This window comes from Sorangium sp. So ce1014, assembly GCF_051521505.1.
Taxonomy (GTDB): domain Bacteria; phylum Myxococcota_A; class Polyangia; order Polyangiales; family Polyangiaceae; genus Sorangium.
In genome coordinates this window covers 9422161-9442929 of sequence record NZ_CP150356.1, presented here as the reverse complement: position 1 = coordinate 9442929, position 20769 = coordinate 9422161, and the positions used below count along the sequence as shown (strand labels likewise).

The 20769-nt window shown below is 70.2% G+C and carries 19 protein-coding genes; 8 read left to right on the top strand and 11 right to left on the bottom strand.

Annotation, left to right across the window (positions count from 1 at the left end; genetic code table 11):
* Positions 1–84: 84 nt before the first annotated feature.
* The gene (locus WME75_RS35825; RefSeq protein ID WP_437480464.1) at positions 85–906 is read right to left on the bottom strand and encodes a hypothetical protein; all 822 of its coding nucleotides are present in this window, start codon (positions 904–906) and stop codon (positions 85–87) included.
* 456 nt (positions 907–1362) lie between these two features.
* Between WME75_RS35825 and WME75_RS35820 the strand changes: the two genes are divergently transcribed.
* The 4 genes from WME75_RS35820 to WME75_RS35805 all read left to right on the top strand — a co-directional run bounded on the left by WME75_RS35820 (position 1363) and on the right by WME75_RS35805 (position 4665).
* On the top strand, positions 1363–2319 hold the full coding sequence (locus WME75_RS35820; protein ID WP_437480461.1) for a hypothetical protein: 957 nt from the start codon (positions 1363–1365) through the stop codon (positions 2317–2319).
* Positions 2313–3737, top strand: a complete 1425-nt coding sequence (locus WME75_RS35815) for a protein kinase domain-containing protein (protein ID WP_437480458.1) — start codon at positions 2313–2315, stop codon at positions 3735–3737. The genes WME75_RS35820 and WME75_RS35815 overlap by 7 nt, the downstream gene beginning before the upstream one ends.
* A 113-nt stretch (positions 3738–3850) precedes the next feature.
* The gene (locus tag WME75_RS35810; RefSeq protein WP_437480456.1) at positions 3851–4177 is read left to right on the top strand and encodes a hypothetical protein; all 327 of its coding nucleotides are present in this window, start codon (positions 3851–3853) and stop codon (positions 4175–4177) included.
* 41 nt (positions 4178–4218) lie between these two features.
* The gene (locus tag WME75_RS35805) at positions 4219–4665 is read left to right on the top strand and encodes a hypothetical protein (protein WP_437480454.1); all 447 of its coding nucleotides are present in this window, start codon (positions 4219–4221) and stop codon (positions 4663–4665) included.
* Between the two features lie 18 nt (positions 4666–4683).
* Here the strand turns inward: WME75_RS35805 and WME75_RS35800 are convergent, their stop codons facing one another.
* Genes WME75_RS35800 through WME75_RS35785 form a run of 4 tightly spaced genes read right to left on the bottom strand, consistent with a single transcriptional unit; the run spans position 4684 to position 8217 of the window.
* Positions 4684–5811, bottom strand: coding sequence for a hypothetical protein (locus tag WME75_RS35800; protein WP_437480452.1), 1128 nt, complete (start codon positions 5809–5811; stop codon positions 4684–4686).
* A 60-nt stretch (positions 5812–5871) separates the two neighbouring features.
* Entirely contained in the window at positions 5872–6408 is a 537-nt protein-coding gene (locus tag WME75_RS35795) for a hypothetical protein (protein WP_437480450.1), read from the bottom strand.
* Between the two features lie 10 nt (positions 6409–6418).
* Positions 6419–7546, bottom strand: a complete 1128-nt coding sequence (locus WME75_RS35790) for a hypothetical protein (RefSeq protein WP_437480447.1) — start codon at positions 7544–7546, stop codon at positions 6419–6421.
* The gene (locus WME75_RS35785) at positions 7543–8217 is read right to left on the bottom strand and encodes a hypothetical protein (protein ID WP_437480445.1); all 675 of its coding nucleotides are present in this window, start codon (positions 8215–8217) and stop codon (positions 7543–7545) included. The genes WME75_RS35790 and WME75_RS35785 overlap by 4 nt, the downstream gene beginning before the upstream one ends.
* Before the next feature lie 468 nt (positions 8218–8685).
* On the opposite strand from WME75_RS35785, the gene istA reads away from it, so the two are divergent.
* Positions 8686–9924 carry an IS21 family transposase gene (gene istA, locus WME75_RS35780; protein ID WP_437480444.1) on the top strand — a complete coding sequence of 413 codons (1239 nt, stop codon included), beginning with the start codon at positions 8686–8688 and terminating at the stop codon, positions 9922–9924.
* The gene (gene istB, locus WME75_RS35775) at positions 9921–10703 is read left to right on the top strand and encodes an IS21-like element helper ATPase IstB (RefSeq protein WP_061605319.1); all 783 of its coding nucleotides are present in this window, start codon (positions 9921–9923) and stop codon (positions 10701–10703) included. Before istA ends, istB begins: the two co-directional genes overlap by 4 nt.
* Before the next feature lie 44 nt (positions 10704–10747).
* On the opposite strand, the gene WME75_RS35770 is transcribed toward istB, so the two are convergent.
* From WME75_RS35770 to WME75_RS35760, 3 genes are all read right to left on the bottom strand, one after another.
* A complete protein-coding gene (locus WME75_RS35770) occupies positions 10748–11389 on the bottom strand; it encodes a hypothetical protein (RefSeq protein WP_437480441.1) in 642 nt (213 codons plus the stop codon).
* Positions 11386–11592 (bottom strand): hypothetical protein, encoded by a 207-nt coding sequence (locus WME75_RS35765; protein ID WP_437480438.1) that lies wholly within the window; start codon positions 11590–11592, stop codon positions 11386–11388. Before WME75_RS35765 ends, WME75_RS35770 begins: the two co-directional genes overlap by 4 nt.
* 235 nt (positions 11593–11827) lie before the next feature.
* Positions 11828–13429: an ATP-dependent DNA ligase gene (locus WME75_RS35760; RefSeq protein ID WP_437480436.1), complete on the bottom strand. Its 1602-nt coding sequence runs from the start codon at positions 13427–13429 to the stop codon at positions 11828–11830.
* A 931-nt stretch (positions 13430–14360) separates the two neighbouring features.
* Between WME75_RS35760 and WME75_RS35755 the strand changes: the two genes are divergently transcribed.
* Entirely contained in the window at positions 14361–15398 is a 1038-nt protein-coding gene (locus WME75_RS35755) for a D-alanine--D-alanine ligase (RefSeq protein WP_437480433.1), read from the top strand.
* A gap of 55 nt (positions 15399–15453) precedes the next feature.
* Here the strand turns inward: WME75_RS35755 and WME75_RS35750 are convergent, their stop codons facing one another.
* Positions 15454–15939 carry a hypothetical protein gene (locus tag WME75_RS35750; protein ID WP_437480430.1) on the bottom strand — a complete coding sequence of 162 codons (486 nt, stop codon included), beginning with the start codon at positions 15937–15939 and terminating at the stop codon, positions 15454–15456.
* Between the two features lie 194 nt (positions 15940–16133).
* Here WME75_RS35750 and WME75_RS35745 point away from each other — a divergent pair, with 194 nt between their 5' ends.
* On the top strand, positions 16134–17156 hold the full coding sequence (locus WME75_RS35745) for an NADP-dependent oxidoreductase (RefSeq protein ID WP_437480427.1): 1023 nt from the start codon (positions 16134–16136) through the stop codon (positions 17154–17156).
* An 18-nt stretch (positions 17157–17174) separates the two neighbouring features.
* Here the strand turns inward: WME75_RS35745 and WME75_RS35740 are convergent, their stop codons facing one another.
* The gene (locus tag WME75_RS35740; protein ID WP_437480424.1) at positions 17175–19583 is read right to left on the bottom strand and encodes an alpha-amylase family glycosyl hydrolase; all 2409 of its coding nucleotides are present in this window, start codon (positions 19581–19583) and stop codon (positions 17175–17177) included.
* A gap of 248 nt (positions 19584–19831) precedes the next feature.
* Positions 19832–20740 (bottom strand): AraC family transcriptional regulator N-terminal domain-containing protein, encoded by a 909-nt coding sequence (locus WME75_RS35735; RefSeq protein WP_437480422.1) that lies wholly within the window; start codon positions 20738–20740, stop codon positions 19832–19834.
* Positions 20741–20769 lie beyond the last annotated feature (29 nt).

The following is a 20769-nucleotide window of genomic DNA, read 5'->3' as shown; positions in this document are numbered from 1 at the left end:
GCAACGCGTCTTCCCTCGCGCGCCCCGCGCGGGGGCTTGAGCGCGCGGGGGCTTGAGGGGGAGCGGAGGCCAGGAGCGCCAGGATCAGGCGCCGTCGAAGGAATCGTCGTCGTCGCCGGCAGCGGGCGGCGCGGCGTCGTCGGCCGGCGCGGGCTCGGCCTCGCCCTCGGCGCCGCCCTTGCGCCCGCGCCGGTCGGCCCGGGCGGACTCGCGGCGGAGCCGGCCGAGGAGGCGGTCAGCGATCTCGCCGGTCGCCGCCTTCTCGAGGGCGAGGTTCGTCTCGACCGCGCGGGCCATGCGGATCCAGCCGTTGCGGGCGTTCAGCACCTCGCGCGGCGTCGCCCCGTCCGTGTTCGACGGGGCGCTCAGCGCGAGCTGCTCGCGTTGCGCCTCCACCTTCTCGATCTCGAGCGCGGCCGCGACCCAGGCGTCCACCACCTGCGCGAGCGGCCCCTCGGGCGTCTTCAGCTTCTTGAGCAGCTTCTCCGAGGCCTCGTCGAGCCGTGACCGGAGCAGCTTGGCGTCGCCCGCCTGGTCGCCGTAGCTCCGCGAGATCGCCTTGAGCCCCGCCGGCGCGAGCCGATCCCGCAAATCGAGGAGCGCCGCCACGAACGCGGGATCGTCGGTCATCTCGGCGAGCGCGCCGAGGTAGTTGTACGCCCCGCGGAGCTTGCGGTCGTGCGTCGCGTCGAGCGCGAGCGCCCTCTCCATGAGCGCCTTCGCCTGCTGCTGCAGACTGGAGCCGAGCCGCTGCGTGGTCAGGATCCGCCCGTGCGCCTCCTCGACCGCGGGCAGGAGCGGCGCGAGCAGCGGCAGCGACGTGAAGACCTTCCGATCCTGCGCCGGATCGAGCCAGGGCGCGGAGATGTTGACCATCGCCTGGGGACTGAGATTGCGATAACCCATGAGATACCCTCCTTCTGGTCAGGGGCACCCCGAGTCTCGATCCTGGGCTGGCTGAAGGCAAGCTGCTGGGCGCCCGGACTGGCGTCGCGATCTTGCTCCGCGGCCGGAGGAGGGCCGGTCGCGCTCGGCCCGCGTCGCGGTGCCTGGACGGACGGCCAGCCCATGTCTCATCTCCTCGTCGCGGCTGTCTTCCTTCCTTCTTCCCGAGGCGCGCTCCGCGCCGGCGCACCTCCGCCGCCAGGAGAGCGAATCGATGAGAATTTGTGCCAGCGATTCGCAATGCGCCCGCGGGCGAAATTCGGCCAGTCAGGGATTCACAGCGCAGAGAGACCCGTGGTAGTTCTCGTCGGCGCGAGGGATGGACACCGCCCAGGCCGAGGCTGCGCGGAAAGGGGGGTGACGCGCCGGATTGGGCCAGCGCGGCATCCGGTTCCCTTCGTTGGGCCGAGGTGAGCCTTGCTGCGTTCTGCGCTGGTCGTCTGTTGGTCGCACGCGGCGGCCGTCGCGATGTTCCTCCTCGCGCTCCCGCCGGCGTTCGCCGCGCCGCCGCCGCCACGGTCGCCGCGCGTGGTCGCCTTGATCAGGGAGGCGGAGGCCGCCCTGGAGCGGCTCGACACCGCGCGCGCTCGCGACCTGTGGGCGCAGATCTACGATATCGAGAGATCCACGGTCGGGATCTGCCAGCTCGGGCAGCTCGACCGCCGGCTCGGGCGCTGGGTGGACGCCGTCGTGGAGCTCACGCGCTGCGTGCAGGAGATGCGCCCGCCGGCCACGCCCGAGGAGCAGAAGCTCTACGAGACGCGGCACGCGGACCTGGCCGCGGCGCGGCGACAGGTGGCGGAGCTCCGTGTCTTCGCGCCCGCCGGGGCGGCGCCCGTGCTCGTCGACGGGCGGCTCGTGGACGAGAGCGGTCGAATCTACGTCGCACCCGGGCAGCACGAGGTCGCGGCGAGGTCGCCGGACGGCCGGACGGCACGCTCCACCGTGCATGTCACCGCGGGAGAATCGCTGGCCGTCCTCCTGAGCCCCGAGCCGGCGAGCGTGCGCTCGGTCGCTCCGCCGAAGGCGACGCCGGCGGGCGCGCCGGCTCAGCCCGCACCCGGTCCGGCGCCCTGGCTTCTCTATGCGGGCTCAGCCACGTCGGGCGTATTCCTGGTCTCTGGAATCGTGCTGCACATCGTGGCATCGCTCGAGGACGGCGCCTTGAGAGCCGAGATGTGTAAGCCCCGCTTGGCGGAGAACCCGAAGTTGGTCGAGGATTTGCACGCGGTCGAGGCACGACAGCACATCAGCACGGCAGCCCTCGTTGCAGGTACCGCGCTGGGAGCCGCAACCCTCGCGATTGCGGTGCTACCGAGCGGCCCCCAGGTCCGCGCAAGCGCGGGCGGCGCGGAGGTGCGGTTCACGTGGTAGAGCCTGGTACCGTCTGGGAAGGTCATCGGATCCTCAGCGAGGTTCACGACGGCATGGTCCGCACGTTCCTCGCCCAACAGGTAGGCGATGAGGGCGCGACCGTCTGGCTGCACCTGCGCGAGGGCCAACCGATGGACCGGACGGCCTTCGCGTCCGAGCTCCAGCGCTTGCAGGACATCGCGCGAGCGGTCCCGCAGGTGGAGCCTGTGCTCTACGGCGACGCGGGCGGCCTCTCTGCCTGGGTCGCGTGCGGGCGAAGCCACGGGATCAGCATCAGGGACGCGACGCACGGGGCCGATCTCGGGGTCACCGCGCTGCACATGGTGATCGAGATCGCCCGCGCGATCCAGCGGTGCCACGCGCTGGGCGGGTGCCATGGGGCGCTCGGGCCGGATCGCGTGTTCATCACGTCGAAGCGGGATTACAGCATCAGCCAGCTCGGCCTGGTCCGGCTGTTCCGGATCGAGCCGCACGAGGCCGCGCGGGAGCCGCTCGTGGTGTCTCCTGAGCTGCTGCGCGGCGACCGGGTGGGGCCACGGGCCGACGTCTATGGCCTCGGGACCCTGCTGTACGAGCTCGTCTGCCGGCGCTCGCTCGACGTCGGCCAGCCAGGTACGTTGGGGGCGCAGCGGGATAGGCCCGCGATCCCCGTCGACACACCGCCCGCCGTGGCTGCCGCCATCGAGATGGCCCTGGAAGAGGATCCGCGCCGCAGGTACAGGAACGTGGGCCACTTCCTCACGGTGCTCGAGGGCCTCGCGGACGCATGGCCCACGCTGGACCGGGCACCGAGCAGCCGCGAGGAGCAGTCCTCGATCGCCGGTGCGGTGCCGTCGACCTTGCGCAGCTCCCATCTGGAGAGTCCGCGTTCGCCGGCGCCGGTGACGGAAGATCCGGACATCCGGTCGTCCGAGGTCGCGCCGGTGGCTGAGCCGTCGAGCGAGGATGAGCCTCCGCCGCCGCAGGTCCCCTCTCTTGACGTGCCATTGCCGACTGCTCCCGCGCCGAAGGAGCCGGTCTTGCCACCGCCGCCCTCCCTCGTCCGAGAACCAGGGCGAGAGCCCATGATGGCCCGGAGCAACCCTTCCGGCACGCCGCCCCGGAAGCTCGCGAGCCGCGTCGCCGTTTCGCTCGTCGCAGCGGCCGCGTTGTGCGCCGGCGCTCTCTGCCTCACGCGCCCGGCTGCGATCGCGCCCCGCGCGGAGAAGCTTGGGACGGTGCTGGTGGAGCGGGTGTCGCCGCGGCGCGAGCAGCAGCGTTTGCCGTCGCCGGTGGGTTCGGCGAGGACCGCCTCGAAGGAAGCGGACAGCCGCCCGCGTGCTGCGCGCTCGCAGCGGACGGGCGCGACGGCGAAGGCCGAGGTGCGCCGGCCGTACTGCGAGGCCGGCGATTTCAGCTGTGGTCCTGCGTTGTACTAGGAGGGCTTCTGTCGATGCGATGCGTTCTTCTGCTCATGGGCGCAAGCGCCGGGCTAGGTTGTGTCCCCGATCGCGGCTGCCCCGCCCCAGGCCCCCACGAGGGGGACCCCGCCGTGTGGCTCTGGGAGGGCACGCAGGACGAGGCGCACGGCTGCGCGGAAGACACGGATGTTCTCTGGGACGGGTGGAGGAAAGGGTCCTCCACCGCCCCGGAGTCGCCGACGTTCGCTCGTGCTTGCGCCGGCGTTGTTCGAGACGACATCCCGGACGGATATATGCTTTGCGTGATCCCGACCGAGGTGGAGGAGATTTGCTGGGAGGGGTACGAGGATCATGTCATCTACGTGGAAGAAGATGGCGAAGAGCACGTGATGTGCTGCACGCCCGCGGGTAACCCGCCGACGGTGATCCCGCAAAGCTACGGCGAATGCACGACATGAGCGAGCCGATGGCAAATGCCCTCGCACGTGCGCTCTCATCCGTGATCTGGACTGCCGTGTGCGTCTCGTCCGGCGGATGCCTCGCCCATCCTGAGATCTCGGGCAAGGTGATCGTCACGCGGGATGACGAAGAGCTGGTGATCGACACCGGCGGCAACGGAACCAGGGTCGTGGATGCAGGCGGCGAGGTCGCAGGGGGGTGCATCGTACCCAAACAGGGGGAGCTCGTCGTAGCGGTGCAGAAGGAGGGCGCTGCCTTCTCGTTCTTCGATATGATGGACGAGGCCGGCTCGCCTCATGCATCCGTAACGATCGACGGAGAGCGGTACCAGGGCGCATGCGAGATCGTCGTCCAGGAGCAGCAAGGCGACCCGTACGAGGCCGACGTGGCGGCGGGGCCGTGCGACCTCGTCCGGCTCTTCGACGGTGGAAAGGCGCGCCTCGAGAAGGCGGTCTTTCACGTCTCGGACTGCAGCGGGGCCGACTAGCCGGGGGGGCTGCTGGGGCTATCGCGCCTTGTCCGGCGGTGCATCGCCGGCCAGCGCCCGGGCGCGAGCTGCGCGGACCGCCGCGAGCCAGTGCGCCTGGTCCGGGTCGCTGTCCCACGACGGGAACTTTCCGTAGAGCGTCTCCCAGTATTCGCGCGCTGCCGCCTCGGCCGTCGCGATCTCGCTCTCGCCGTCGGGCGCGTCCTCGACGCGGTCGGCGAAAGCTCGCCAGGGCTCCGAGGTGGTGTGGCTCAGATTCGGCCACGGTCGGCCGGGCTCCCCGTCGAAGAGCCCACCGCTGCTCTGGAGATAGATTTCATAGGCGCTCCGCGCGATGGCGTCCCGCCGGCGGCGGTTGACATGCCCTGTGCAGCAATCGCGGTACACCTGGGCCCATTCGCGGTCCGCCTCCGGCACGTCGTCTCGCCAGGCGCTCGCATACAGATCGCGCAGCTCCCGGTTGCGTGACAGCCACTCGGCCCGATGGACGGATACCGGCAAGGCCCGGAGGGCTCGCTCGCGCGTGGCCATCGGCCCAGGATACTCTGGCAGACCTGCCCCCCAGTACCACGGCGGCTCCAGCATCGGGGGGACAGGGCTCCGGATGGAGCTCGACGTGCCGCGCCCGAGCTCAAACCCCCTCTGGAAGGCGCGGAGCGCCTCGGGCCGGTGCTGCTCGGACGCAGCGTTGGACGACAGGGTTCGCCAGAGGTAGGTCCGGTGGAGACGCGATGTCGCGTCGGCCGCCGCACGTTCGCGCTCGCCGGCAGGTGCCACCTCGAAGACCCTGACGGACGCGAAGAACGCGCTCTCGACGGCGCCGAGCAGCATCGGCCACGATGGGGCGAACTCCCCGGAGACGCGGACCTGGCCGCTCTGGAGGGCGCTCGCGCCGGACCTCGGGTCAGCGCCATTCGGCCCCGGAGCGTCGACCCACTCCCTGAATCTCTCGCGGTGCGCCGCTGCCCATGCGCGGTCCTCCTCCGGCAGGTCGTCGAGCCATGCTTCCGCGCACAGCGTGCCCAGGACCTCGAAGTGCGCCTTCCAGCCGTCGGGATCCCTGGTCGCAAACAGCCGGTGCCCGAGGGCCGCCTCGCAGAGGCCGCGGCGTACGAGGGGCTTCGGCTTCCCCATCGAAGACTTCATCCATCTGCTCCGGATTGAGCGTCCGGGCCGGTAGGCTCTCCGCCCGTCGGGCGGTCAACCCTACCAGAAGATCCGACCCGCCGCAGCCGGCTCCACGCTGACGCCGGACCACGCGAGCGTCCTGATGAAGCGGACGCCGCACGTGGCCACGACCGCCACATGCTGGGTCGACAGGTAGGCTGCGCCGGCCTCCACGGCCGGGAAGAGTCCGAGGTACCGCAGGCACAACCCCCATGCGTTGCACACGGGGATGCGCCCGAAGTCGAGCCGGGTCGAGAGCTCGAAAGACAAGGGCGCGCGGAACGGCATGACCCGGACGGCCGCCGCCGGGCCTCCCAGGACGCCGAGCCAGCGTGCGTCGCCGCCCAGACCGAAGAGCCCCACGTCGGCGCCGATGCCAACGTCCACGGCGTCACGGACGGGCCATCGGCGCAAGCCGGTGACCGACGGCATGATGCCTCCCGTCGCATGCGCGGCGCGGGCCCCCAGCACGACGTAGGCCGCCTTGACGTCGATCTCCCATCGAGGCGGCGCGCGCTCCTCCGCCCGGGCGCCCGTGGACACGAGCGACAGGGCGACCATCCCGGCGCACGGCACCGTCGGCGCGCTACTTGCCCATTTCCGGCGAACCATCGTCGGCATGCGCCTTTCTTCGAGCAGCGCGGACCGCCGCGAGCCAGTGCGCCTGGGCCGGGTCGCTGTCCCACGGCGGAGCCACCCGGTAGAGCGTGTCCCAGTATTCCCACGCTGCCGCCTCGGCCGTCGCCGGCTCGCTCTCACCTTCGGGCGCGTCCTCGACGCGGTCCACGAAAGAGCACCATGGCTCCCCGGCGCGAACGCTCAGCTCCCGCCACGGTCGAGCGGGTTCGCCGTCAAAGAGTCCGTCGCTGCTCTGGAGATAGCCCTCGTAGGCGCCCTGCGCGATGGCGCTCCGCCGGCGGCCGTTGACCGACAGCGTGCAGATATCGCGGTACGCCGCTGCCCATACGCGGTCCTCCTCCGGCACGTCCTCGCGCCATGCGCTCGCGTACAGCGCGTGCAGCTCTTCCTCGCGTGCCGCCAGCTCCTCCCGATTGGCTGGAGGCGGCAGCTCCTTGATTGCTCGCTCGCGCGCGGCGCTCGGTCCGGGGTACTCAGGGAAACCGACTCCGCCCCAGTGATAGGGCGGCTTCAGTACCGGGAGGATGGGCCTCGTCAGCGTCCTCGGTCTTCCGCGGCGCCCGTTCCGAACGCCCCTCCGAAAGGCGCGGAGCGCCTCGGCCCGGTGCTCCTCGGCCGTGTCGTCGGATGTCAGCGTCCGCCAGAGATAACTTCTGTGGAGGCGCGATGTCGGATCGGCCGCCGCACGCTCGGTCGCGCCGGTGTTCTCTTTCGTGAAGCCCTCGATCATGGCAAAACACGCGCTTTTGACGGCCTCCAGCAGCATGGGCCAGGGGGGAGCCGGCTCATCGTCGAAGCGTCCATCGTGGCTTTCGAGAGCTCCCGCGTTCGCCTTGTGGCCGATGGCAGGGTGCCCGAAATCGTCAATCCACCTGCTGAATTTCTCGCGGTACCGCTCTGCCCATGCGCGATCCTCCGCGGGCTGGTCGTTGTCCCATGCCTCGGTGCACAGCTCGCCCAGCTCCTCGATGTGCCACTTCCATATATCTGGATCTTTGGTCGTAAACAGGCTGTATCCGCAGGCGGCCTCACGCACGTTGAGCATTCCTGGGGGGAACTTCGCCCACGACTTCATGGCCGATCTCCCGGCTCTCCGCCGGTCGGGTCCGTGGGCTCTCCGCCCGTCGGATCGGTGGGCCCAGGCGGGCAGCCCCAGCCCGGCCCAGCGCCGAGCGGGCAGAGGAGCGGGATGAGCTGAGGGAACATCCATCCCGGAGGCGGTGCGGGCAGTCCGATCATGGCATCGATCATGTCGTCGGGCGTGACGGCGTCGGGATCTGTCAACTTGATCGGCACTTTCTCGGGCTCGTAGCGAAAATCCCACACAAACCGGCACTCGGCGCTTGCACCGCCAGGCACCGGCAGACTGTTCAGGAGGTCGGTTTTCCTGATTTGGCTCTCCCTAGCCTCCCATTCCTCCTTGCACAAGATGTAGGTCACCGCGAAATGTCGTGCTAAGAGGCATTCCAGCATCTCGAGGACAATGTACGTCGGCTCCTGGTCGGCCCAGTTGGACCATTGACCGCCGGCCTGGTAACGGCACTGAAGTTTGCCCATCTGATCTCCAGGTGGTCTGCGGCGAAGCCAGTCGACCGCCTTGGCGTTCATGGTCCATCGCTTCGCAAACGGTATGTCGTCCGGTGACATCATCGCGATCCGGTCTCGCAGCTCATCGCGGTCGCCGGGGTCCACGATCGAGCAGCCGCAGGTGAACAGAACGAGCAGGACGCCGAGCCGATGTTTCATCGGTTTTCCCCTCCCCAATTGGTGGTCCATGTACGCGCCGACGGTGGCCGACCTTACCAGCGTCGGCCTGCGCCGGTCAAGCCGCGGAGGGCCACATGATGCCTCCTGTCGCGCGCGCGGCACGGGCGCCAAGCACGACATAGGCGGCTTTGACATCGATCTGCCATCGCGGCGATGCGCGCTCTTCCGCTCGGGCGCCTGTAGAGAAGAGCGACAGCGCGACGATCCCGGCGCACGGCCCCTCCAGCGCGCTACTGGCCCATCTGCGGCGGATCATCATCGGCCTGCGCCTTTCTTCGACCGGCGCGGACCGCCGCGAGCCAGTGCGCCTGATCCGTGTAGAGCGACAGTAATAATGACCCCCTGGCGACAGTAAAACTGACCCCCCCTCCCTCGCGCCAGAGCGGAGGAAACGGTATGGAAAGCAGGGACTTGGACGTGGCACCTCTCCGTTCGGAGGTGCTGAAGATGATCGAGCCGGACATTATCCGGCAGATTCGCGAGTTAGCGGGTCGCGGGTGGGGCTCCAAACGAATCGCCGCGGAGCTCGGCGTTGCGCGCAACACAGTTCGCCGCTATTTACGCGGTGGAGCCGCTGCCGAGGCGCAGATACGCCCTGCTCGGCGCTGCTTGGACGAGGACGGCCGCGCGGAAGCCAAGCAACTCTTCACCGGCTTGGCGGAGGGCAACGCCGTGGTCATCGCAGGCGAGCTTGCCAATCGCGGCATCTCTGTGAGCCCGAGGACCGTGCAGCGCATCGTTGCCGATCTTCGCCGCGAGGAGAGGGCTGCCGATGTGGCCAGCGTACGGTTCGAAACTGCCCCTGGCTACCAGATGCAGATCGATTTTGGTCAGAAGCAGGTCCGCATCGCCGGCACATTCGTCCGGGTGCACCTGTTGGTCGCCGTATTGAGCCACTCACGGAGGCTCTTCGTCAAGGCACTTCTGAGCGAGCGACAGGACGACTGGCGCGAAGGAATCGCGGAAGCGTTCCGCCACTTCGGCGGCGTCAGTCGCACCCTGCTCGGGGACAACGCGCGCTCGCTGGTGCTCGGCCGTGAGCGCGAGACAGGCACCGTGACATTCCACCCGGCTTACCTCGCCTTCTGCCGCGACTGGGACGTCACCCCGCGCGCCTGCGGGCCCTACCGTGCGCGCACCAAGGGCAAGACGGAGTCCGGCGTGAAGTACGTCAAGCGCAACGGGCTGGCGGGGCGTGAGTTCGAGTCCTTTGCCGCGCTGGAAGGCCATCTGGTCCGGTGGATGGCCGAGGCCGACCAGCGCATCCACGGCACGACCCACGAGGCGCCGCTTGTGCGCTTCGAGCGCGATGAGCGGCACGCGCTCCGTCCGTTGCCGTCACGGCCCCTGCCGGTGCGAGAGCAGCGGCTTCGCCGACGCGTGGCCAACGACGCCCTCGTCGACGTGAACACGGTCCGCTACAGCGTCCCGCACCGGCTTGTGCGCGACACCGTGGACGTCGTCGTCGGTGAGCGCGAGGTCCGCATCTACCGGGGAACGGAGCTGGTGGCGCGTCACGAGCGCTCCTTCGAGCCTCATGCTCGCGTCAGCGACCCCAGCCACTTCGACGGGCTGTGGCGCAGGCCTGCCGCGCCCACGCAGCCGGAGGCGCCCCTGAGCGCCCTGGAGGCCATGGGACGCAGCCTGTCGGACTACGCGGCCGTCATCGGGGAGGTGGCCTCGTGAGCCGCGAGCTGGTGCATGCGCGCGTTGTTGAGGGCCTCAGCCGCCTCAGAATGCGCTCCATCGCCGAGCGACTCGACGCCCTGCTCTCCGAGGCGGCCAGGACCGAGCCGACCTACCTCGATTTCCTGGACAAGCTGCTGTCCGAGGAGATCGGGTCCAAGCAGCGCAAGCGGGTGGCGATGGGGATCCAGATCGCCCACTTTCCGACGATCAAGACGCTCGAGGACTTCGACTTCAAGTTTCAGCCCTCGATCGACCAGAAGCTCGTCCGCGAGCTCGCCACCGGACGCTTCATCGCCCAGGCCGAGAACGTGCTGGTCTTCGGCCCTCCCGGCGTGGGCAAGACGCACCTGGCCATCGCGCTGGGGCGGGCCGCCGTCGAGGCGGGGCACTCGGTGCTCTTCACGAGCGCGACCGCGCTGCTGGCGACGCTCTCGAAGGCCGAAACCGAAGGGCAGCTCGCGGAGAAGCTCCTCTTCTACACGAAGCCGAAGTTGCTGGTGGTCGATGAGCTGGGCTACCTGCCCTTCGAGAGGCAGAGCGCCCATCTCTTCTTCCAGCTCGTTGCCAGGAGGTACGAGAAGAGCAGCACCCTGATCACGACAAATCAGGTGGTGACGCAGTGGGGAACGGTCTTCGGGGACGAAGTCCTCGCTGCCGCCATCCTCGATCGTCTGCTCCACCACAGCCACACCCTGATGATCTCGGGAGACAGTTACAGGCTGAAGCAGAAAAAGAAGGCGGGGCTGCTCGGCGGGAACGCCGCGCCGGCCAGGTGATCCAGGAGCGCGGGAGGGGGGTCAGTTTTACTGTCGTAAGGGGGTCAGAAGTTACTGTCGCTTGACACGGCGCTTGGACCGGGAAGCGCAGGTGCCCCGATCTCCCAGATAGCGGGTGGCGCCAGCATCGGGGGGATGGGCCTTGTCAGCGTCTTCGGTTTTCCGCGGCGCCCGATCCGAAAGCCCCTCCGGAAAGCGCGGAGCGCCTCGACCCGGTGCTCCTCGGCCGTCTCGTCGGATGTCAGCGTCCGCCAGAGATAGCTCCTGTGGAGGCGCGATGGCGGATCGGCCGCCTCACGCTCGGTCGCGCCGGTGCGCTCTTTCGTTAAGCCCTCGATCATGGCAAAGCATGCGCTCTTGACGGCCTCCAGTAGCATCGGCCAGGGTGGCGTGGGCTCTCCGTCGAAGCGCCCATGGCGGCTCTGGAGATCCCTCGCATTCGCCTTGTGGCCGATACCAAGGCATCCGGAATCGTCAATCCACCGGCTGAATCTCTTGCGATACGACTCTGCCCATGCGCGATCTTCCTCGGCCAGGTCATCGTCCCATGCTTCAGCGCACAGTTGGCCGAGATTCTCGAGGTGCCATTTCCAGAGAGCGGGATCTTTGGTCGTGAACAGGCCGTATCCGTAGCCTGCCTCATGCACTTCGATCCTTCCAGGCGGGAGTTTCGCCAGCCACCTCATGGCCGATCTCCCGGCTGTCCGGCCTCTGGCCTGCCCTTGAGCCAATCGATCGCCGCAGAGTTCATCCCCAACGTCTTGAGCCTTGATCTCTCCTCGAGTGGCATCATCGCGATCCGGTCTTGCAGCTCGTCGTGGTCGCCGGGGTCCACGATCGAGCAGCCGCAGGTGAACAGAACGAGCAGGACGCCGCGCCGGTGTTTCATCGCTCTCCCTCCCAGAACGACGGAACCACGTACGTGCAAACGGTGGCCGACCTTACAATCGCCGGCCTGCGCCGGTCAACGTCCGAAGAGCCACATGCAGGACGGTGACCGGCTCGGCGTCCAAGCGCCGCCGCTGGACGGGGCTCCGCGCGACCAGGTGGTCGGCGATGGGAGGGCTTGGGCGGCTTCCGCCTCGCGCACCTGCCGCGCTGAGACGGATGGCTCGCTCCGAACGTCATCCGTCCCCCCCCGTCTCCTCCTCTCCAGCCCCCGACTCCCTCCGGTCGGCCGCCTCGTGCGCGAGCGCGCCCGCATGGATGGCCCGCACCTCGTCGATCGTGCTGGCGTCCACCGCCTCCTTGTCGGGCCGGTACCGCTTCACGCGCGCGAACCGGAGCGCGACGCCACCGGGGTACTGCGGGCTCGCCTGCACGCCGTCAAAGGCGATCTCGACGACGACCTCTGGCCGCACATAGACCGTGTACGCGTCGCGGGTGATCTCGAGCTCGAGCAGCCGCTGCGTCTGCCAGGCGAGCACCTCGTCGGTCATGCCCTTGAACGTCTTGCCGAGCATGACGAACCCGCCGGAGCCGGGGTCGCGGGCGCCGAGGTGCAGGTTGCTGAGCAGCCCGCGGCGCCGGCCGCTGCCCCACTCGACCGCGAGCACGACAAGGTCGAGGGTGTGCGCCCGCTTCACCTTGAGCCACGAGCTGCCGCGGCGCCCGGCCTCGTAGGGCGCGCCGAGCGACTTGGCCATCACCCCCTCGTGGCCGCGGGCGAGCGCGTCGGCGAAGAACACCTCGGCCTCGGCCTCCGTCGGCAGCTCGATGCGCGGGACGCGCAGCGACCTCTCGAGCACCTGCCGGAGCGCGGCGGCGCGCTCGCCGCCGGACCGGTCGAGCAGGTCCTCGCCGTCGAGGTGCAGCACGTCGAAGAAGATGGCGCGGAGCGGCAGCTCGGCCCGCAGCGCGGCCACGTCGAGCGAGCGCCCGAAGCGGCGCATCGTGACCTGGAACGGGAGGGGCGCGCCGTCCGCACGAAAGGCGATCGCCTCGCCGTCGAGCACGACCGAGCGGACAGGGAGCGCCCGCACCGCCTCGACGATCTCCGGGACCGCGTTCGTGACCGAGCTGAGGCTGCGGCTGAAGACGCGCACCTCGTCGCCGGCCTTGTGCACCTGCACGCGCGCGCCGTCGAGCTTCCACTCCAGCGCCGCCGCGCGCAGCTCGCCAAGCGCCGAGGCGACGTCGTCGGCGGCCTGCGCCAGCATCGGCTGCACCGGGCGGAAGAGCTGCAGCGAGAAGCGCTGGAGCCCGAACGCCCCCTCGAGCAGCGCGGCCCTGGCGACCTCGGCCGCGTCGCCGGCCAGCATGACCGCGCGCCGCAGCGAGGCCGGCGGCAGCCCCGCGGCGCGCGCCACCGCCTCGATCATGACCGCCTCGAGCGCGCCCTGGCGGAGCTCGCCGACGAGGAGCCGCGCGAAGAAGTCGCGCTCGAGCTCGGTGGCCCGAGCAAGGAGCCCGCCGAGCGCCGCGCGGCGCTGCTCCGCCGACCCAGGGCCCGAGGTGCGCGCGATCTCGCTGAAGACCGCGTCGGCCTCCCCCAGGGTGAGCGTGGGCTCGAGGGCGGACAGGCCGGCGCGGCGGGCCTCGGTGACCATCGCAGGCCCGAGCCCGATGCGGCCCTGGCGCAGCCGCCCGGCGAGCCAGTCGACGCCGATCTGCACCTCCTCCGGCGAGAGGCGGCGCAGGAGGCCGGCAAGCGCACCGATCTTTTCGAGACGACTGGAGGTCGCGGCAACACGATCAGACGTGGCAACGAGGTCGGAAACGAGCACGCAGATATCCTACCTGGCCCTCGAGAGCGCACGCTCGAGGGGCCGTGTGATGAGGCCGCCGCGGTGTGTCCTCTACAACCGAGCCGAGGAACTCCGCAGGATCGGACCGGGCCCACAGGCGCCAAGAGCTCTCCGCATGGGCTGAGAGAGAGCCTACCAAAGGGTGTAAGGCCGCGGGGCAGAAAAGCGCTTTTTCGTGCCGAATTGCGACGATTGTTCCTTGCGACCACTTACGGTTAGCCGCTGGGAATTATCAGATGAATTCACCGGCGAACGCTGGCTCGCGCTCTTTCGTGCCTCGCATGCTCCGCGTGCCTCGCGTGTCTCGCGTGTCTCGCGCCGCAGACTTGGGGCCTTCGTGCGGCGCTCGATCGATGCGCCGCAAGGGGCGACAGGGAGCCTCGCTTTACTTCTTCGTTGGGTGGACCATTTCGGTTTCCGATGCGTGCCTGCGTTTCTCCGGTGCCCGCGCCGTGAGCCGGCGAAAGCGCCGCCCGCCCTTCCAAGATCCCGTGTGCCGCTCGTGGCGAGTCGCGGGGCGCGAAGCGGCCGACGCGCCTGCGCCGCCCCGGGACGGAGGGGCGCGCGGAGCGAGCCTCCTCGTCCCTCGACTCCCGAGCACGCCACCCCCCGAGGGGCCCCGTCGCGCCCGCCCCCCCGACGGCACGATCGCTCCGTTTAGTTGACCTCCGCCGCTGGCCTTGATACCGGGTTGGCTGTCAGCGCGCCGTGGGCAGGTGAACACGGCGGGCGGGCGCCGTTTTCCTCAACCACAGCTCAGGAATAGCGCCCCCCGCTGCAAAGGCCGTCCGTTTTGGCCTTGGGAGCAGCTGGCTTGGTTTTTGCGCGGCACCTCTCCGGCAGCTTGGCTGTAACGGGAGGCGCTGGCGTGGTGTTGGTGTCCTCACGAGAAGGCGACGGAGGTTCTTCGATGGTGGAGCGGCAAGTCCGGAAGCGGGTCGGCGTCGTGATGGGCGGCTCGTCGGGCGAGCGCGATGTGTCCCTGCGCTCGGGCGCGGCCGTCGCCGAGGTGCTCGAGGCGCGCGGACACGATGTCGTCCGGATCACGCTCGGGGACCGGTTCGGCGCGGAGCTCTGCGCCACGCTGCAGCGCGCGCGGCTCGACGCGGCGTTCCTGGCCCTGCACGGGCGGCTCGGTGAGGACGGGTGCGTGCAAGGCCTCCTGGAGCTCGCCCAGGTCCCGTACACCGGGTCGAGCGTGCTCGCGAGCGCCCTCGCGATGGACAAGCTCAAGGCCAAGGAGATGTTCCGGCTGCACAACGTGCCGACGCCTCCCTACTACACTGTGGGTGCGCACCAGGACCTCGAAGAGCTCGACGCGGTCCATGGCTCGTTCGGGTTCCCGGTCATCGTGAAGCCGCGCGGCGAGGGGTCGAGCCTCGGGGTGACCAAGGTCGGGTCGCTCGAGGAGCTCCAGGCGGCGCTCGCGCTGGCGTTCGAGTTCGACGACGCCGCCATCGTGGAGCGGTTCGTGGCGGGGACCGAGGTCAACGTGGGCATCCTGGACGGGAAGGTCCTTGGCGCGATCGAGATCGTCCCGGCGAAGGGCCTTTATGACTACGAGGCCAAGTACACGCCGGGGATGACCGAGTACCACATGCCGGCGCGCCTGCCGCCGACCCGCTATCGCGGGGTCCTGAACCTGGCGGAGCGGGCGGCCCAGGCGCTCGGGTGCACCGGCGCGGTGCGCGTGGATCTGCTCGTGACCGGCGGAGAGAACGAGTACGTGCTCGAGGTGAATACCCTGCCGGGCATGACCCAGACGAGCCTCCTGCCGAAGATCGCGGCGGCCGCAGGCTACGACTTCGGCGACCTGTGCGAGGCCATGCTGGCGAGCGCCCGGCTGCACCAGCCGGTGCGGCGCCGCGCGCCCGCCGCCTCGGAGCTCCGCCTCAACGAGCGCGGACAGGCCGAGAAGCGGCTGCGCCTCGTGAAGTCGGCGATCTGACCGAGATCGCGTGATCGCGGCGGGCGGCGCGCTCAGGAGGCCCTGGGCGCGCGGCTCACACGAGCGATGTGCAGATGCCGATCCGGGGATGATAGACGCCGATCCGGCGCTTTCCCCCGCTCGTCTCGGGCGTCACCAGCACCACCATGCTCTTGACGAGCGGGGCGTCGGCGCGGATCCGCACGTGCTGGCCGGCGACGACGACGTGCCATATCTGCACCGTCCCGAACCTCGTCACGACGACACCCTCGTAGATCTGCGCGGCCGACGGCGCGCCGCGCAGCGCCAGGCGGCAGGCGGTGTAGCTGCCCAGCACCTTGTACAGGAGCACGAACGGCATGACCACGAACGAGAAGGCGAGCAGCATCGCGACGAAATCGATGCTCCTCAACAACGTGCCGACCCCGAGGAGCCCCGCCCAGACGACGAGCGCGTACCCCACGCCGGCCAGCTGATGCCGGGCGTGCCGCAGGGCCGCCCAGGGACGCGGGGGCGGCTCGCGCAGCTCCTCGGGCAACTCGATCGCGTTGAGTGACTCCATCGTTCAACTTCGACATACTCTCGACGGCGGCGGAGCTCAATCGGACAGCGCGGCCGAGGCCGCATTCCTGCTGTCCTCCGCCGCCCGCCGCCGCCGCGAGGCAGCCCGCCGCCCGCGGGCGTCGCTCGCTGGCAGCCTGAATCTCGCCGAGTTCCGCTGGAAATCGCGCCCGGCTCGAGCAGGATTGCCGGACCATGAGCACCCTGCGAAGCCGCAAGATCGTCCTCGCCGCCCGGCCGGTCGGTGAGCCCAAGACGTCTGATTTCAAGCTGATCGAGGAGGAGCTCGCCGAGCCCGGCGAGGGCCGCGCGCTGCTGCGCACGCTCTACCTGTCGCTGGATCCGTACATGCGCGGCCGCATGAGCGCCGGCCCGTCGTACGCGCCGCCGGTCGAGGTCGGCGACGTGATGGTCGGGGGCACCGTGAGCGAGGTGCTGCGGTCGAGCGTCGCCGGCCTGTCGCCGGGCGACCTCGTCGAGGGGCGGACCGGCTGGCAGACGCACGCGATCACCGATGGAAGCGACCTGCGCAAGGTGGATCCCGCGCTCGGCCCTGTCTCGACGGCGCTCGGGGTGCTGGGCATGCCGGGCATGACGGCCTACACGGGGCTGCTCAACCTGGGTCAGCCGAAGCCGGGCGAGACCGTGGTGGTCGCGGCGGCCTCGGGGGCGGTGGGCTCGGTGGTGGGGCAGCTCGCGAAGATCAAGGGCTGCCGCGCTGTCGGCGTCGCGGGCGGGCAGCGCAAGTGCGACTACGTGGTGCGCGAGCTCGGCTTCGACGCCTGCCTCGACCACCGCAGCCCCGAGCTGGCAGCGCGCCTGAAGGAGGCCTGCCCTGACGGGATCGACGTGTATTTCGAGAACGTCGGCGGCGCCGTGTTCGAGGCGGTGCTGCCGTTCCTGAACCCCTTCGCCCGCGTGCCGGTGTGCGGCCTCATCGCCCACTACAACGACACAGCGCCGCCGCCCGGGCCGGACCGCCTGCCGGGCCTGATGAGACAGGTGCTCTCGAAGCGCCTGGCGCTGCGCGGCTTCATCGTCAGCGACTTCGCCGAGCAGCGCCCCGAGTTCCTCCGGGAGGTGAGCCGCTGGATCGGCGAGGGCCGCATCAAATACCGCGAGGATGTCGTCGAGGGGCTGGAGAAGGCGCCCGAGGCGTTGATAGGGCTGCTCAAGGGCGAGAACTTCGGCAAGCTGCTTGTGCGCGTCGCGTCGTGAGCGGCGCCGGGCCGAGGGTCACGGCGCGAGGATCACCGCCCCGCCCGGCGGGATGCTCATCGAGAGCATGCCGGTCGCGGAGACCACCTCGGCCCCGCCGCCGAGCGCGTCCGTGAGCTCGGTGCCGGCCGGCAGGCCCAGCGCCTGCGCGACCTCGACCGAGAGGCTCTGCGCCGTCCCCGCGCGCGTCAGCGCCACGATCGCGGACCTCCCCTCGGCGAGCCGGCGGCCGAAGACCAGCGTGTCCTCCGTGGCGGTGAGGTTCACGTAAACGCCGCGGCGGAGCGCGGGGATGTCCCGGCGCGCGGCGCCGAGCTGGCGCACGAATTCGAGCGTCTCCAGCTCGTCGGGCGCGAGATCCTCCTCCGGACGCCACAGGCTGCGGTTGTTCGGGTCGGCGCCGCCCCACTCGCCGTACTCGTCGCCATAATAGAGCAGCGGCGCGCCGGGGAGGCCCAGCAGCCACGCCATCGCCAGGCGCACGCGGGCATACGCCTCGGGCGACTCCGGGCCCTCCGCGGTGTCCGACCACTGGTGGTTCGGGACATCCCGATCGTGCGCCGCGTCCTGACCCCGGTAGTCGGCGAGGGTCGCGAACCGGGCCGTGTCGTGGCTGCCGAGGTACGGCGTCATGATCGCGCCCTCCGGCCACCGCTTCTGCCCGTCCTCGACCCAGTACGCGGCGTGCAGCATGCCCGCGTCGCCCCAGGCGAACGTGCGGTAGGAGACCCCGTGGTAGAGGACGAAATCGAACTGGCCATCCAGCCCCTGAGGACCGATGTACTTCGCGATCGTCCCGTAATTCTCGTCGTTGCACGACGCGCCCTGCCCGCAGTCGCTCCAGCCCATCGCCGTCTCGCCCATCAGGAAGTAACGGGTGCCGGCCGGCTCGAACGCCTCGCGGACCTCCGCGGCGAGGTTGCGCGTCGCGATCTCCTCCACGTGCTTCACGGCGTCCACCCGGAGCCCGTCGAGATCGAACGCGTCGAGCCAGTGGACCGCATCCTCCACGAACGCGGCGTTGGCCTCCGGCACCGTGTGGTTCACGTCGGGGAGATACCCCGCAAACATGCAGTCGAGCGCGTGCGATGTCCAGTCGCAGCCGTCCGTGCCGCAGACACACCCCGTCCGGAACCAGTCCGGATGCGACGCGACGTACTCGTGATCTTCATGGACGTGGTTCACAACGAAGTCCTGGAGCACGCGGATCCCGTGGCGGTGCGCCTCGGCCACCACCGCGCGCAGCGCCTCGGCGCCGCCGAGCCGCGGATCCACCTCGCGCGCCTTGATGGGCCAGTAGCCGTGATATCCGGTCACCTGGTGGACTCCATCGCTCGCCGGGTACGCGCCGGCGGGGTTCTCCTGGAACGGCGTGAGCCAGATGGCCCGCACCCCGAGCGCGTCGAGGGTGCCTTCTTCGATCGCCTGCCGCAGCCCCTCGAGATCCCCGCCGGCCCAGTCGCCCCGCGGATCGGCGCCCGGCGTGGCGGGCGCGTTCAGGTCCGGATCGCCGTCGCGGTAACGATCGGTGACGACCATGTAGATGAGCGCGTCCTCCCAGGAAAACGGCTCGGCCTCGACCCAGAAGACGAGCCGGAGCGGCTCGCCGACACGGCCGCTCCGGGTCGCCCCGCGCAGGGTGATCCGGTGCTTGCCGTCGGCGAGGCCCCGCACGTCGATGCGCACGTCGCCGCGCTCGTCGACGGAGAGCTCCTGCTCGGTGAGGGGGCGCGCGTCCCCGTCCTGGTCCTGCAGCGTCGCCTCGAACGCGGTCGCGTCCGGGCCCGCGCCCTCGATACCGTCCCGGTACGCGAGCCGCGCCTCGAAGGCGCCCTCTCCGGCGGCGGCCCGGGTCACCTGGCTCGAGGCGACCGAGAACGCCGGAAGGCGGCAGTCGGGGACCTTGACGGCCGAGTTCTCGATTCCGTCGACGTACTTGCGGCGCCCCTCCGCCGGGTCGAGCACCCATGAGACGTCGCTGCCCAGCCGATACGCGATCTTGTAGGCGTGCAGCCCCGGAGGCAGGTCGACCGTGGCCACGCGCTGGCCCTGCGCGCCGCCCTCGAGGAGCTGGGGGGCGGAGCCGAGATCGAAGCCGTTCCACTCGCCGGGGACGCGGATATCGGTGGCCCCCGGGGGCGCGGTGAACGTGAACGACGTCGGACAGAGCACGTCGCCCTGCCAATCGCCGCCACCGCCGCCGGCCACCCCGGCGCCGCTGGTCGCCCCGGAGCCGCCGGCCGCCCCGGAGCCGCTGGCCGCCCCGGAGCCGCCGGCCGCCCCGGCGCCGCTGGCCGCCCCGGCGCCGCCGGTGCCCTTTCCGTGACCGGCGTCGAGCTCGTGATCGTTCCCACACGCGAGCGGGACGGCGAGGAGCGTGGCAGCGGAGACAGCGGCCAATACGAGGGCAATGCGGCGGCGCAACATGGCCTCGACGAATATCCGATCGCAGGAGACGTGTCTGCGCAGGCGTCGCGGAAAGTCGACCCGAGCGGCGCGGAGAAGAGCGACGCTCCGCCCATGCTGTCGCGCGGCCCACAGGCGCGGCGCTGGTTCCGTCGGGGCTCCACCCCGCTCCCCGGCCTCCTCGCCTGTGCTCCCAGCAAAGGCATTGATCGGCATGACCGGCACAGATACCGGCCCGGCAAGCGATTGCCGGGTTTGGCGTTTACGGACTACATGTCCTGGACGACCGCGGCCGTCTGCTTCAGCGCGCGGGTATCGCGCAGCGGCGCGTCGCCGAACATGCGCGAGTACTCGCGGCTGAACTGCGAGGCGCTCGTGTAGCCGACGCGGAACGCCGAGGCCTCGGCGCCCAGGCCTTCTTCGACCATCAGGCGGCGCGCCTCGAGCAGGCGCAGGCGTTTCTGGTACTGCAGCGGACTCATCGCGGTGGCCTCCTTGAACCGCTTGAAGAACGCCGCCCGGCTCATCCCTGCGGTGCGCGCGAGCGCGGCGATGTCGGCGTCCTTGTCGAGCGACGCCTGCAGGCGATGGATCGCCTCGGAGATCCGGTGCGCCTGGCTGCCCGCGCGCACGAACTGGCGGATCGCCGGGCCGTCGGGGCCTCTCAGCAGGTGAAAGATCAGCTCCTTCATCACGAGCGGCGCGAGCACGGTCGCGTCGTCGGGCGTCACGAACAGCGCGCCCAGCCGGAGCGCGGCGTCGAGCATGCGATCGCTCGCCTTGCCGATGAAGATCGCGCGCCCCGGGGGCTCCAGATCCTCCGGCCGCGCGCGGTCGAGCTGCGCCGCAACCTCGCGCAGCGCGACCGCATCGAAGTCCATCTTCAGGGACAGGAACGGGTGCGCCGACGACACGCCCGCGACCCGGCTCGTCACCGGCAGGTCGATCGGGCTAACGATGTAGTGCGGCTCGCGCTCGCGATAGACCTGCCCCTCGAGCAGGATCTCCTTCGTGCCCTGCACGATGATGCAGAACGACGCGCGCCAGTGCCGCTTCGCGCGCCGATCCTGGCGCGAGACTTTGATGCAAGAAATTCCGGGCACCGGCGAGGCGTGCACGCCGTCGCTGGGGCACCACCGCGCGATGAGGCTCTTCAACTGGTCACGCCCGGCGAACACGGTGGCAGCCTAGCCGCGCGTAGACGATC